Origin of the sequence: Streptomyces sp. NPDC059564 (genome assembly GCF_042735575.1) — a bacterium.
Taxonomy (GTDB): Bacteria; Actinomycetota; Actinomycetes; order Streptomycetales; family Streptomycetaceae; genus Streptomyces.
On the sequence record NZ_JBHWBP010000016.1, the window covers coordinates 1 to 13125 of the forward strand.

General features: G+C 74.7%; 12 protein-coding genes. 7 read left to right on the forward strand and 5 right to left on the reverse strand.

Annotated elements, in window-relative coordinates; all coding sequences use genetic code 11:
• The first annotated feature begins 99 nt into the window (after positions 1–99).
• Genes ACFV0Q_RS05700 through ACFV0Q_RS05710 form a run of 3 tightly spaced genes read left to right on the forward strand, consistent with a single transcriptional unit; the run spans position 100 to position 2164 of the window.
• Positions 100–588 carry a DUF2771 domain-containing protein gene (locus tag ACFV0Q_RS05700; RefSeq protein ID WP_385000924.1) on the forward strand — a complete coding sequence of 163 codons (489 nt, stop codon included), beginning with the start codon at positions 100–102 and terminating at the stop codon, positions 586–588.
• A 12-nt stretch (positions 589–600) separates the two neighbouring features.
• Positions 601–1326: a futalosine hydrolase gene (locus ACFV0Q_RS05705; RefSeq protein ID WP_385000927.1), complete on the forward strand. Its 726-nt coding sequence runs from the start codon at positions 601–603 to the stop codon at positions 1324–1326.
• Positions 1313–2164, forward strand: coding sequence for a 1,4-dihydroxy-6-naphthoate synthase (locus ACFV0Q_RS05710; protein ID WP_385000930.1), 852 nt, complete (start codon positions 1313–1315; stop codon positions 2162–2164). Before ACFV0Q_RS05705 ends, ACFV0Q_RS05710 begins: the two co-directional genes overlap by 14 nt.
• 82 nt (positions 2165–2246) lie before the next feature.
• Here the strand turns inward: ACFV0Q_RS05710 and ACFV0Q_RS05715 are convergent, their stop codons facing one another.
• Entirely contained in the window at positions 2247–2630 is a 384-nt protein-coding gene (locus ACFV0Q_RS05715) for a cold-shock protein (RefSeq protein WP_030239227.1), read from the reverse strand.
• A gap of 178 nt (positions 2631–2808) precedes the next feature.
• On the opposite strand from ACFV0Q_RS05715, the gene ACFV0Q_RS05720 reads away from it, so the two are divergent.
• On the forward strand, positions 2809–3063 hold the full coding sequence (locus ACFV0Q_RS05720) for a hypothetical protein (RefSeq protein WP_385000933.1): 255 nt from the start codon (positions 2809–2811) through the stop codon (positions 3061–3063).
• 15 nt (positions 3064–3078) lie between these two features.
• On the opposite strand, the gene ACFV0Q_RS05725 is transcribed toward ACFV0Q_RS05720, so the two are convergent.
• Together ACFV0Q_RS05725 and ACFV0Q_RS05730 are read right to left on the reverse strand one after the other, a co-directional pair.
• Positions 3079–3729 carry an HAD family hydrolase gene (locus ACFV0Q_RS05725; protein ID WP_385000936.1) on the reverse strand — a complete coding sequence of 217 codons (651 nt, stop codon included), beginning with the start codon at positions 3727–3729 and terminating at the stop codon, positions 3079–3081.
• A 120-nt stretch (positions 3730–3849) separates the two neighbouring features.
• Positions 3850–4854 carry a hypothetical protein gene (locus ACFV0Q_RS05730; protein WP_385000939.1) on the reverse strand — a complete coding sequence of 335 codons (1005 nt, stop codon included), beginning with the start codon at positions 4852–4854 and terminating at the stop codon, positions 3850–3852.
• A gap of 133 nt (positions 4855–4987) precedes the next feature.
• Here ACFV0Q_RS05730 and ACFV0Q_RS05735 point away from each other — a divergent pair, with 133 nt between their 5' ends.
• The 3 genes from ACFV0Q_RS05735 (at position 4988) to ACFV0Q_RS05745 (ending at position 11906) form a co-directional block, all read left to right on the forward strand.
• On the forward strand, positions 4988–7414 hold the full coding sequence (locus ACFV0Q_RS05735) for a helicase C-terminal domain-containing protein (protein ID WP_385000942.1): 2427 nt from the start codon (positions 4988–4990) through the stop codon (positions 7412–7414).
• A gap of 259 nt (positions 7415–7673) precedes the next feature.
• Positions 7674–10181 carry a tetratricopeptide repeat protein gene (locus ACFV0Q_RS05740; protein ID WP_385000945.1) on the forward strand — a complete coding sequence of 836 codons (2508 nt, stop codon included), beginning with the start codon at positions 7674–7676 and terminating at the stop codon, positions 10179–10181.
• 81 nt (positions 10182–10262) lie between these two features.
• Positions 10263–11906 (forward strand): DNA repair helicase XPB, encoded by a 1644-nt coding sequence (locus tag ACFV0Q_RS05745; RefSeq protein WP_385000948.1) that lies wholly within the window; start codon positions 10263–10265, stop codon positions 11904–11906.
• On the opposite strand, the gene ACFV0Q_RS05750 is transcribed toward ACFV0Q_RS05745, so the two are convergent.
• Positions 11872–12705 carry a glycosyltransferase family 87 protein gene (locus tag ACFV0Q_RS05750; RefSeq protein ID WP_385000951.1) on the reverse strand — a complete coding sequence of 278 codons (834 nt, stop codon included), beginning with the start codon at positions 12703–12705 and terminating at the stop codon, positions 11872–11874. The genes ACFV0Q_RS05745 and ACFV0Q_RS05750 overlap by 35 nt on opposite strands.
• Before the next feature lie 81 nt (positions 12706–12786).
• The gene (locus ACFV0Q_RS05755) at positions 12787–12972 is read right to left on the reverse strand and encodes a hypothetical protein (RefSeq protein ID WP_385000954.1); all 186 of its coding nucleotides are present in this window, start codon (positions 12970–12972) and stop codon (positions 12787–12789) included.
• Positions 12973–13125 lie beyond the last annotated feature (153 nt).

Here is a 13125-nt window from a genome sequence, read left to right on the forward strand (position 1 = left end):
GCCGCCCGGGTGGTCCCGTAACCGCCCGGCCAGGGCAACGGCGTGGCCGGGGACCCCCCGTGCGGCGGCGGAGCCTGGCGGCCCGATAGCCTTCGGCTCATGACCGCACCGCTTTTCCCGGGTAGGGCCCGCCGCAGCGTCGCGGCCCTCGGAGCCGTCTCCGCCGGCCTCCTCCTCCTGTCCGCCTGCGACAAGCCGACCCCGCTCGCGACGGTGACCGTCGGCAGCTCGTCGGTGTCCGCCGAGTCCGACTGCCGCGGCGACGGCAAGGACCTCTCCATCGACAAGGTCCAGGAGTGCCTCACCGGCCTCAAGGACGCCAAGACCATCGAGTACGCCCGCGGCGACACCCTGCGCCTGGGCGTGGAGCCCGAGGTCGTCGAGGACGGCAAGAAGTGGCAGGCGGTCCTCGACGGGCAGCCGATCACCGAGCCCTCCTCGAACACGTACCGCAGCTTCCAGGGCGCCGACGTCTTCGCGACCGGCGGCCAGGGCGAGGCGCCCGCCTCGAAGATGCTCGGCTTCGTGCAGGTCGGCGAGGACGGCAAGCCGCTCGCCGTCTGGTCCTTCAAGCTCAAGCTGAAGTAGGCCGGGCACCCCGTGCGCGCGCTCGTCGTGACCGCGGTGGCCGCGGAGGCCGACTCCGTGGCCGCCGGTCTGACCCCTCATCCGGATCCGGTCACGCCGGAGCCGCGCGCCCTGCCCGGGGGCTACCTCATCAGCCGCCGGGACCTGCCCGGTCTCGCCGTCGACGTCCTCGTCGGCGGCGTCGGCCCGGCGTCCGCCGCGGCCGCCACGGCCACCGCGCTCGCGCTGGCCGACTACTCCCTCGTCGTCTCCGCCGGCATCGGCGGCGGGTTCGCGCCCGCCGCCCCGCTCGGCTCGCTCGTGGTCGCGGACGCGATCGTCGCCGCCGACCTGGGCGCCGACACGCCGGACGGCTTCGTCGCGGTGGACGCGCTCGGCTTCGGCCGCAGCGTGCACCTGCCGCCCGCCGAGCTCGCCGCCCGCGCCGCCGAGGCCACCGGGGCACTGCTCGCGCCCGTCCTGACGGTGTCCACCGTCACCGGCACCGCCGCCCGCGCCGCCGAACTCGCCGCCCGGCACCCGCTGGCCGGGGCCGAGGCGATGGAGGGCTTCGGGGTGGCGGAGGCCGCCGCCGCGCACGGACTGCCCGTACTGGAGGTCCGCGCCGTGTCCAACGCCGTCGGGCCGCGTGACCGGGCCGCCTGGCGGATCGGGGACGCGCTCGGCGCGCTCACCGCGGGCTTCCGCGCCCTGGGACCCGTACTCGTCACGTGGGGAGAACGCCATGAGCACCGCTGAGCCGCTCCGGATCGCCTATTCGCCCTGCCCGAACGACACCTTCGTCTTCGACGCCTGGGCCCACGGCCGCGTCCCGGGCGCGCCCGCCCTCGACGTCACCTTCGCCGACATCGACGTCACCAACGGCATGGCCGAGCGCGGCGAGCTGGACGTGCTGAAGGTGTCCTACGCGGTCCTCCCGTGGGTGCTGGAGGAGTACGCGCTGCTCCCCTGCGGCGGCGCCCTGGGGCGCGGCTGCGGCCCGCTGGTGCTGACGCGCGAGCCGGGGCTGGACCTGACGGGGAAGACCGTCGCGGTGCCGAGCGAGCGCTCGACGGCGTACATGCTGTTCCGGCTGTGGGCGGCGGACGTGCTGCCGGCCGGGGTCGGCGAGGTGGTCGTGCTGCCGTTCCACGAGATCATGCCGGCGGTGCGCGACGGGCGGGTGGACGCCGGACTGGTCATCCACGAGGCCCGGTTCACCTATCAGGACTACGGGCTGCACTGCCTGGCCGACATGGGCGAGCACTGGGAGTCCACCACCGGCCTGCCGATCCCGCTCGGCGCGATCATCGCCAAGCGCTCGCTGGGCGCGGACACGCTGCGCGCGCTGGCCGACTCGGCGCGGGCGTCGGTGCGGATGGCCTGGGAGGACCCGGAGGCGTCGCGGCCGTACGTACGGGCCCACGCGCAGGAGCTGGACCCGGCGGTCGCCGACCAGCACATCGGGCTGTACGTGAACGAGTTCACCGCCGACCTCGGCGACGCCGGGTACGCGGCCGTCCGCGGGCTGCTGACCAGGGCCGCGGCAGAGGGGCTCGTTCCGGCCATCGGTCCCGAGGCGCTCCGCTTCCCGTAGCCGCACGGAGCCGCACGGAGCCGCACGCGCCGGTGCCCCGCGGCTCCGGGAAGCGGCGGGGCACCGGGGGATGCGACGGGGATCAGACGTCGAGCTGGTCGGCCACCGCGCGCAGCAGGCCGGCGATCTTCGTGCCGTGCACCTTGTCGGGGTACCGGCCGCGCTCCAGCATCGGCGTGATGTTCTCCAGCAGGGTCGTGAGGTCCTGCACGATCGAGGCGAGCTCGTCGGGCTTGCGGCGCTGGGCGGCCGCAACCGAGGGCGCCGGATCCAGGACCGTCACCGAAAGTGCCTGGTCACCGCGTTGCCCAGCGACGACGCCGAATTCGACGCGCTGTCCGGGCTTGAGGGCGTCGACCCCGTCGGGAAGCACCGACGAGTGGACGAAGACATCTCCGCCGTCGTCGCGGGAGAGAAAGCCGAAGCCCTTCTCGCTGTTGAACCACTTGACCTTGCCGGTAGGCACGTCCGTCCTCTGTCCTTGTACTCGTCGGGTCCGGTGGGCCGGTGTGAAACGGCTCCGGATAGCGGTGCGGCGGGTCCTTCGACCCGCCTCCTCCAGGCTAGTGGTCCAGAAACGGGTGACAAGACGTTCCCCGGTCCTTCCCGCGGCACGGCTTCGGCCAGGGAACTACCCTGGTGGGGTGACTGTTACTCCTCATCCCGACGAAGCGCGGCCCGGCGACGGGCTCGTCCGGGCGGGCGGCATCGTGTTCATCGCCGGCGCCGTGGCGACCCTCGTGACGATGGCCCCGCTGTTCCTCGGCACCGACCCGTTCCCGTCGTACGCGTGGGCCGTGTGCATGCTCATGGGCGTCGGCTTCGCCCTCGCGGCGGGCGGCGTGCTCCGTTCGGCCGCGGCGCAGCGCAAGGCGGCCCGGGCGTCCCAGGCCGCCTGACGGCGCGTACGGTGCTCAGACCTCGCGGGTGCGGACGTACTCCGCGAGCCACTGCGGCAGCGCGGTGAGGTCGGGCAGCACCACGTCGGCTCCGGCGGCGCGCAGGTCGGCCTCCGGACAGGGGCCGGTGGGGACCGCCACTGAGAGCGCTCCCGCGGTGCGGGCGCCGCGGACGTCGCCGACGTGGTCGCCGACGTAGACCTGGGCCCCGTACTCGCGCAGGGCGCCGGCCTTGGCCTCGGCCCACAGCCAGCCGATGACGGCGTCGGGCTCGATGCCGAGGTGCTCCAGGTGGTGCACGGCGTTGGGGGTGTTCTTGGCCGTGACGACGATCGCGCGGCCGCCGAGGGCCTGGACGGCCTTGATCGCCTCGCGGGCGCCGGGCATGGCCGGGGTCGGCTCGATGGCGTGGTCGACGTACATCTCCCGGTAGCGGTCCCGCATCTCCGGGATCTCGTCGGCCGTGAACCAGTAGGCGAGTTCCTCCTCCAGCGGCGGCCCGAGGCGGGTGATCGCCTCGTCGGCGTCGATGAACCTGCCGGTGGCGGCGGAGAGCGCCTGGTAGGCGGCCTTGATGCCGGGACGGGAGTCGATGAGGGTCATGTCGAGGTCGAATCCGACCGTCAGCTGCGCGGGGACGGTGGGTTCCAGGGGGGTGGAGGTCATGGTTCCCATTGTGCAGAGACCGGGCAAAGTCGAGGGAACGTCCACTTGGCCCCGCCTTGCCAGACGGTGAAATTTGGTGAAATGTCAGATGCCGCGCTTGGTGCTTCCTCCAGGCGCTCTCTAACGGTTCGTCGGTCGGCGGCGGGCGCGCCAGGTCACGTAGGCCGCCGTGACGACGGCCGCCGTGCGGGCCAGGGCGGGCCACATGGCCCGGAAGGCGGTGCCGAGCTCGTCGCGGGGCAGGGGCTCGCCCCAGTTGCCCCCGGCGCGGCCCCACACCCACAGCATCCCGGCCGCGAAGACGGCCACCGGCAGCCCCAGGAGGGCCCACTTCCGCTCGGTCGGGCCGAGGACGCGGGAGGCGTAGGCCAGCAGCCAGCCGGCCCCGGCCAGCACCCAGTACCCGGTGAGCACCCCCACCAGCAGCAGCGCCGCCGCCAGGAGGAGGAAGGGATGCGTGCGGATCCGCGGGCGGCCCGCCGCCGGGGCGGCCGCCTCCTCCGGCGCGGCGGCCTCCGCCTTGCGTTCGCGCCGCTCGCGCAGGAACCGTACGAGCCTTCGCGCGGAGGACGGACCGGCCGCATCGGGTTCCGGGGACGGCGGTTCGTCCTCCTCCGGCTTCTTGAAGAGGTCCGGGATCTCGATGCCGCCCGCGAAGCCCTCGACCTGCGGCCCGGCCCCCGTCCCGCCGCCCGGGGACAGGGCCCACCAGTCGGGGTCGACGCCGTCGCCCGGGCCGAGTTCGTCGAGCCCGGCGAGGTGCGGCGGCACGTTCTGCCGTTCCTCCGGTGCTGGCGGAGGTGACGGCTTGCGCCACCGTCCGCCGCCGCCACCGCGCTGCACCGGCACCGCCGGAGTCGCCACCGGCGCCGGCGGCGGCGCCGTCCTCGGGCCGGTCAGTTCGCCCAGGGTGTCGAGGACTTCCTCCGGCGTGCCGATCCGCTCCAGGATGCGCCGTACGGCCGCCGGGGTGTCCGGGTCGTACTTGGCGCGCCGACGGTCGATCTCGTCCCGCAGCCCGGACACCAGCCGCATCCGGTCACCCGACGACAGCTGCCGCCGCTGCGCCAAGTCCCCGACCCGGCTCAGATATTCGTAGACCAGATGGTCGCTCTCGATCCCCACGCCCCGGCTCCTCACGTCCCGCCTGACAGGAAGGTAGCGCGTGCGTCCGTGGAGCAGCCGTCGGCACAGCGGATACCGTGGACCGGATGGGGACCGGCCGACGACCGGCCGACGTGACCAGGAGGCGACCACCGTGCCAGAGGCAAGTACCGCCGCCGCCGCGGCGAACGCCCCGCGCTCCCTCGCCGAGGCGCTGCGCGCCCGCGACGACGTGGCGCTCGCCGCCCTGCTCCACGCCCGGCCGGACCTGCTGAACCCGGTGCCCGGCGACGTCACCCAGCTGGCCACCCGGGCCGGTACCCGCGCGTCGGTGGTGCGCGCCCTGGACCGGCTGGACCGGTTCGCGCTGCAGACCGCCGAGGCCCTCGCGGTGGCCCCGGACCCGTGCCCGTACCCGGTGCTGGAGTCGCTGCTGACCGGCGGCGAGGACGAGGCCGCCCGGGGCGCCCTCCCCCGGGCCCTGGGGACCCTGCGCGACCAGGCCCTGGTGTGGGGCGACGAGGAGCGGCTGCGCCTGGTCCGCACCGCCCGCGAGCTGCTGGCCCCGTCCCCGCAGCGGCCCTCGCCGACCGGGCTCGGGCCCACCATCGCGGAGGCCACCGCCGGGATGTCGCCGACCCGGGTCCAGGAGATCGTCGCGGCGGCCGGGCTGGCGGGCACGCACGACCCGGTGTCGGCGGTGACGGCCCTGACCGGGCTGTTCACCGACCCGGAGCGGATGTCGGCGCTGCTGGACGAGGCCCCGGCGGAGGCGCACCAGGTGCTGGAGCGGCTCGTGTGGGGGCCTCCGTACGGGGAGGTGACGCCGAACCCGACGCCTCCGGTGCGCTGGCTGCGCGACCGCGGGCTGCTGCTGCCCGTGACGGCGCGGACGGTGGTGCTGCCCCGCGAGGTGGCGCTGCACCTGCGCGGCGGGCTCGCGCACCGGCGGACGGCGCCGCTGGCCCCGGAGGTCGGCGCGCACCGCGAGCACCGTCCACAGCTTGTGGACGCGAACGCCGCCGGGCAGGCGCTGGCCGCGCTGGGCACCGTCGAGGAGCTGGTGAAGTCCTGGGAGCACGCCGGGCCCGCGGTACTGCGGGCCGGCGGGCTGTCCGTACGGGACCTCAAGCGGGCGGCGTCGACGCTGGACACCACCGAGGGGTCGGCTGCGTTCTGGGTGGAACTGGCGTACGCGGCCGGGCTGCTGGCCAGCGACGGGGAGGCCGACGAGCGGTACGCGCCCACCCCCGCCTTCGACGGCTGGTGCGAACTCCCGCCCGCCGAGCGGTGGTCGGCGCTGGCCTCGGCGTGGCTCCCGGCGACCCGTACGGCGGGGCTGGTCGGCGAGCAGGACGCCAAGGGCCGCACCCTGTCGGCGCTCGGCCCCGACCTGGACCGTTCCGCCGCGTCCGAGGTGCGCCACCGGGTCCTGAACCTCCTGGCCGACCTGCCCGAGGGCGCCTCCCCGGATCCGGACACGCTCCTGGACCGGCTCGCGTGGGAGCGGCCCGTGCGCGGTACGAGCGACCTGCGGGCCCGGCTCGCGCACTGGACCCTGACCGAGGCCGAGGTGCTGGGCGTCACCGGCCGGGGCGCGCTGAGCGCGTTCGGGCGGGCCCTGCTGGAGGGGTCCGACCCGGCGCCGCCGCTGGCGCCGCTGCTGCCGGAGCCGGTGGACCACGTCCTGCTGCAGGCCGACCTGACGGCGGTGGCGCCGGGGCCGCTCGGACGGCCCCTGGCCGGGGTGCTGGCCACGCTGGCGGATGTGGAGTCCAAGGGCGGGGCGACGGTGTACCGCTTCACGCCCGGCTCCGTACGCCGCGCCCTGGACGCCGGGCACACCGCCTCCGACCTGCACGCCTTCCTCGCCGAGCACAGCCGTACGCCGGTGCCGCAGCCGCTCGCGTACCTGATCGACGACGTGGCCCGGCGGCACGGGCACCTGCGGGTCGGCGCGGCCTCCTCGTACGTGCGCTGCGACGACGACGCCATGCTGGGCGAGATCCTGGCCGACAAGCGGTCGGCCGGGCTGGGGCTGCGCCGCCTCGCGCCGACCGTGCTCGCGGCGCAGGCCGAACCGGGGGCGCTGCTGGAGGGGTTGCGGTCGATGGGCTACGCCCCGGCCGCGGAGTCCCGTACCGGCGACGTGCTGGTGGCGCGGGCCGCCGCGCACCGCACCCCGGCACGGTCGGCGCCGGTGCCGGTCCCGGACGGCCCGCCGGTGCCGGACGCGACGCTGCTGGGCGCGGCGGTACGGGCGATCCGTGCGGGCGACCTGGCGGCGACGGCGGTCCGCAAGGAGCCGGCGGCGGCCTCCGGGGGCGTCCCGGCGCCGGGCGAACTGCCGCGCACGAGCCCGGCGGAGACGCTGGCGACGGTGCAGGCGGCTGCGCTGACCGGTTCGGCGGTGTGGATCGGGTACGTGAACGCCGACGGGGCGGCGAGCCAGCGGGTCATCGCCCCGGTCCGGGTGGAGGGCGGCTTCGTCACCGGCTACGACCACACGGCGGACGAGGTCCGCACGTACGCCCTGCACCGGATCACGGGGGTCGCGGAGCTGGCGGAGGACCAGGTCTGAGCCGGGGCCGGCGCCGGGCCCGGCGCCGCGAACGGCCCCGAAAACGGGTGGCCTGCTCCGGACCGGCGACACCGACGCCGCCCGAGCCCTGCTCCCCGCCGAAACCCCCTATCCGGCGGGCCCGCTCCCCCACTTGGGCGCGTAGGCCGCGCCGGCGCCGGAGGGCCGCACCCCGTTCTGCCGAATCCCCTGAACCGCCCGCCCCGTTCTTCTACCGTGGGACCCCCAGACGGAGGACGGACGGCACGGGGGGGCCGGCATGGCCGACTTCGGCGAGCAGAACGGCGTGACCCGCAACGGGATTTCGGGCGGGGTCTTCTACAGCGCCGTGGTCCAGGGCGGTCACGTCACGCTGAACCTGCCGGAGAAACTCGCCCCCGCCCTCACCGGCCTGCCGGCCGCGGCCGCCACCTTCACCGGCCGCGAAGCCGTGCTGCGCACGCTCACCGAGGCCCTGCGCCCCGACGGGACGGCGCCGGACGGACACCGGGTCCACGCCATCGCCGGACTCCCCGGGGTCGGCAAGACGGAGCTGGTCCTCCAGGCGGCGCACCACGCCCTGGGCCAGGACGGCTGGTTCGACGGCGGGGTGCTCTTCATCGACCTCTTCGGCTACGACCCCGAGCGCCGGCTCACCCCCGAACGCGCCCTGGGCGACCTGCTCCGCGCCCTGGGCATCCCCGACGAACACGTCCCCGCCGAACTCCAGGACCGCGCCCGGCTCTACCGCTCGGTGCTGGCGACGTACGCGGACCAGGGCCGCCCCGTTCTGCTCGTGCTCGACAACGCCCGCACCGCCGGCCAGGTGGCACCGCTGCTCCCCGCCGACCGGCGGGTGCCCGCCCTGGTGACCTCCCGGCACACCCTGGCCGGTCTGGAGGCCCGGCTGCACGACCTCTCGGTACTCGAAGAGGCCGAGGCCGTCCTGCTGCTGTCCGAAGTGCTGGGCAAGGCCGTCGGCCCCGACGAACGGCGGGTCGCCTCCGCACCCGGGGACGCCGCCGAACTCGCCGTGCTGTGCGGCTTCCTGCCGCTGGCCTTGCGGATCGCCGCCGCCCTGCTCGCCGACCTTCCGCAGCGCCCGCTCTCCTCCCTGGCCGGGGCCCTCAAGGACACCCGGCAACGGCTCGGGCGCCTCAGCCGGGAGGATCTCGCCGTCCGCGCGGCCTTCGCCCTCTCCTACGCCCACCTGGACGCGGAACAGGCCCGCCTCTTCCGGCTGCTGCCCCTCAACCCCGGCCCCGACGTCTCCACCGAGTCCGCCGCCCGGCTGTCGGACATCGACGCGTACCGGACCGAGGAACTGCTCCAGGACCTCGCCCGCTGCCACCTGATCGAGCCGGGAGCCGTCTACGGACGCTGGCGCATGCACGACCTGATCCGCCTGTACGCCGACGAGCGGGGCGGCGCACAGGACGGCCCCGAGGAACGCTCCGGGGCCGTGGCCCGGCTGCTGAACCACTACGTGGGCACCGCCTGGGACGCCGGCTCCCACTTCGCCGCCGGGATCTCCTCGGTGCAGCCCCGTGACGGCTTCGCCACCCAGGACGAGGCGCGCGCCTGGCTCGACGCGGAACGCCCCAACCTGGTCGCCGCCGCCTCCTCGGCCCTCGCCCTCGGGCGTCCCTCCGTACCGCAGGACCTGCTCATCCGCCTGTACGGGTACCTCTCGCTGGACCGGCACTTCGCGGACTGGATCACGCTGGGCACCGCGGCCCTCGCCTGTGCCCGGGCCACGGCCTCACCGGCTTCCGAGGCCCGCGCCCTGGGCATGCTGACCGATCCGCTCAGGGAGTTGCGGCGCTTCGAGGAGGCCCGTACCGCACTCGAACAGGTCGTCGCCCACCACCGCGCGGCCGGCGACCGGCCCAACGAGGGCGGGGCCCTCGTCGACCTCGGGCTGGTCATGTCCGAGCTGCGGATGTTCGACCGGGCGACCGACACCCTCAACCAGGCGATCGCCCTCCTGCGGGAAGCGGGCGACCGGCGGGGGGAGGGCGCCGCGCTCACCAACCTCGGCATGATCTGCCTGAACCTGCGCCGCTTCGACGAGGCCGTCGCGCTGTTCACCCGGGACATCGACATCTGCGTGGAACTGGGCGACCGGCACGGCGAGGCGCATACCCTCGGCAACCTCGGCGCCACCCTGCACAAGGCCGACCGCCCCGAAGAGGCCGTGGAGGCCCTCACGCGCGCCCGGGCCGCCTACCGGGAGACCGGCGACGCCCACGGCGAGGCGCAGGCCATGAACAACCTGGGCCTCGTGCTGCGCCGCGCGGGCCGCTTCGACGAGTCGGCCGAGGCGCACACCGGGGCCATCGAGACCTTCCGCCGGACGCAGGCCCCGCACAGCGAGGGCCTGGCGCTGAACAACCTGGGCATCACGCTGATCGCCGCCGAACGCTTCGCGGAAGCCGTCGGACCGCTCGAACGGGCCGTGGAGCGGTTCCGCGACACCGCCGACCTCCACGGCGAGGCCATGGCCCTCGTGAACCTGGCCACCGCGCTGCTGTTCCTGGCGCGTACGGACGAGGCGATCACCACCGCCTCCCATGCGGCGGACCGCTACGGGGCCACCGGTGACCGCCACGACGAAGCCCTCGCGCGGTGCGTCCTCGCCGAGGCCCTGGCGGCCGCCGGCCGCGGCGCGGAGGCCCTCCCTCTGCTGACGGCCGCGATCCCCGTCCTGCGCGAAACCAACGACGCGCACTACGCGGACGCCGCACAGGAAGCCCGCGATCTGCTGGCCCAACAGCTCCAGAGCTGACGCGACGGCGCCCCGATGCGGCAGACTGGAGGTTTGCCCGTCCGCGTCCGGACGGGCACCCCACGCCGGAAAGGGGCGTCTGTGAACGGGCCTCTCATCGTCCAGAGCGACAAAACCCTCCTGCTGGAGGTCGACCACGAGCTCGCCGGGGCCGCGCGGCGGGCCATCGCGCCCTTCGCCGAGCTGGAGCGGGCGCCCGAGCACATCCACACGTACCGGATCACCCCGCTCGGGCTGTGGAACGCGCGGGCGGCCGGGCACGACGCCGAGCAGGTCGTCGACGCGCTCGTCGAGTTCTCCCGGTACCCCGTCCCGCACGCGCTGCTCGTCGACGTCGCCGAGACGATGGCCCGCTACGGGCGGCTCACCCTTTCCAAGCACCCCGTCCACGGGCTGGTGCTGACCAGCACGGACCGGCCCGTGCTGGAGGAGATCCTGCGCTCCAAGCGGATCACCCCGCTGGTGGGGGCCCGGCTGGACCCCGACACCGTGGTCGTGCACCCGTCCGAGCGCGGGCAGATCAAGCAGACCCTGCTGAAGCTGGGCTGGCCGGCCGAGGACCTCGCCGGGTACGTCGACGGCGAGGCCCACGCGATCGACCTGGTCGAGGACGGCTGGGCGCTGCGCCCCTACCAGCAGCAGGCCGTCGAGGGCTTCTGGCACGGCGGTTCCGGGGTGGTCGTGCTGCCCTGTGGCGCCGGCAAGACGCTGGTCGGCGCGGGCGCGATGGCCAAGGCCAAGGCGACCACGCTGATCCTGGTGACGAACACCGTCTCGGCCCGCCAGTGGAAGCACGAGCTGATCAAGCGGACCTCGCTGACGGAGGAGGAGATCGGCGAGTACTCCGGCACCCGCAAGGAGATCCGGCCCGTCACGATCGCCACGTACCAGGTGCTGACGACCAAGCGGAAGGGCGTCTATCCGCACCTGGAGCTGTTCGACTCCCGGGACTGGGGGCTGATCCTCTACGACGAGGTGCACCTGCTGCCGGCGCCCGTCTTCAAGTTCACCGCCGACCTCCAGGCCCGCCGGCGGCTCGGCCTGACGGCGACTCTGGTCCGCGAGGACGGCCGCGAGTCCGACGTCTTCTCCCTCATCGGCCCGAAGCGGTTCGACGCGCCGTGGAAGGAGATCGAGGCGCAGGGCTACATCGCGCCCGCCGACTGCGTCGAGGTCCGCGTCAATCTCACCGACGCGGAGCGGCTGGCGTACGCGACGGCCGAGACCGAGGAGAAGTACCGCTTCTGCGCGACGAGCGCGACGAAGCGCAAGGTCACCGAGGCGCTGGTGCGCAAGCACCAGGGCGAGCAGACGCTGGTCATCGGCCAGTACATCGACCAGCTCGACGAGCTGGGCGAGCACCTGGACGCGCCCGTCATCAAGGGCGAGACCTCCAACGCGCAGCGCGAGAAGCTCTTCAACGCCTTCCGCGAGGGCGAGATCAGCGTGCTGGTCGTCTCGAAGGTCGCGAACTTCTCCATCGACCTGCCCGAGGCCACGGTCGCCATCCAGGTGTCCGGCACCTTCGGCTCCCGCCAGGAGGAGGCGCAGCGTCTGGGCCGCGTCCTGCGGCCGAAGGCGGACGGGCACGAGGCGCGGTTCTACTCGGTCGTCGCGCGCGACACGATCGACCAGGACTTCGCCGCGCACCGGCAGCGGTTCCTGGCCGAGCAGGGCTACGCCTACCGGATCATGGACGCCGACGAGCTGCTGGCGAGCGACTGATCTCCCGCCCCAGCGGCGGCCGGGGCGCGGGGATCGCACCCGCCGGACGCGACCCCGTACGCGGGCGTCCCGGACGGCGGGCCGCCGCCCCGGCCAGCACGGCCAGCAGCGGTACACACCACACCCACAGGTGCGGCCAGTCCAGCAGCAGGGCCCGCCCGGTCGCCGGCAGGTGGCGGGCCCAGAAGTCGGCGGAGGCCTGTGGGAGTACCAGCATGCCGAGCAGGGCGGTCCCGGCGAATCCGGCCAGGGCGGTCAGCCCGGCCCGGACGCGGCCGGTCAGCAGCAGGTACGGGACGAAGACCGCCGGGGTCAGGGTGATCCCGGCGGCGGTGCCGAGCGCGAAGCCCTTGCCGAGCGCGGCGCGCGCCCGGCCCAGGTCCCAGACGGCGAGGCAGGCGAGCGCCAGGTTGATCTGGCCCGGCAGCGGCCGCTGGAACAGGGGCTCCAGCCACAGCCCGGCGACCGTGGCGGCCAGCACGGGTCCCGGCCGGGCCCTCAGCCGGCCGAGGCGGCAGGAGAGCAGGACCAGCAGGGCGAGCAGGCAGCCGTTCCCGAGGACGAGGACGGCCTTGAGCACTCCGGCCGGCAGCCAGGAGGCCGGAGTGAACAGGATCGCGGCGAACGGCGGATAAGCGGCGGGCGGATGCCATTCCGCGCCCGAGAAACCGTGCAGGAGGGCATCGGCGGTCGGGATGCGCCAGGCCACGCACAGGACGCCCAGCGCCAGCAGCGAGCCCGTGACCAGCACACCGACGAGGGGCGACGGCGCACGTCCGGGATCGGAGCTGCGGGTCACGCGCGTGACCCTAGTGGATCAGCACGGGGGTGGCGCCGGGATCAGGCCACGCGCCGGCCGGGCCATGTCACGGGCGCGCCGTCAGCGGCGTATGACGCCCGCGTCCTCGGAGTATTCACCCAGGACGACGACGCTCACGGCGGTCGTGGCGAAGACCTTCGCGGCGCGCATGACATCGCCGAACCGGTGGCGCGGAGGGGAATCGGAGGTGGCGGTGGCGCCGCTCGGGCGGCCGCCCCGGATCGGAGTGAAGGTTGCGGTGCTCATGTATCCATGGTGCGTTCTCCCGCCCTGATGCACATCGCCCTGGGGGCGGAACCGCACGGCCGCCGGCGTCCTCCTCACGGCCCATGCCGACCCCTAGTGGCACCCCGGAGGTCTGACACTCCGCGGTATGACACCCGTACGGAGGTCCTGCCC

Bases quoted from the DNA above. Each gene is read 5' to 3' on its own strand.
- ACFV0Q_RS05700 (WP_385000924.1), top strand. From the start codon at position 100: ATGACCGCACCGCTTTTCCCGGGTAGGGCCCGCCGCAGCGTCGCGGCC.
- ACFV0Q_RS05725 (WP_385000936.1), bottom strand. From the start codon at position 3,729: ATGACCTCCACCCCCCTGGAACCCACCGTCCCCGCGCAGCTGACGGTC.
- ACFV0Q_RS05755 (WP_385000954.1), bottom strand. From the start codon at position 12,972: ATGAGCACCGCAACCTTCACTCCGATCCGGGGCGGCCGCCCGAGCGGC.
- ACFV0Q_RS05740 (WP_385000945.1), top strand. From the start codon at position 7,674: ATGGCCGACTTCGGCGAGCAGAACGGCGTGACCCGCAACGGGATTTCG.
- ACFV0Q_RS05710 (WP_385000930.1), top strand. From the start codon at position 1,313: ATGAGCACCGCTGAGCCGCTCCGGATCGCCTATTCGCCCTGCCCGAAC.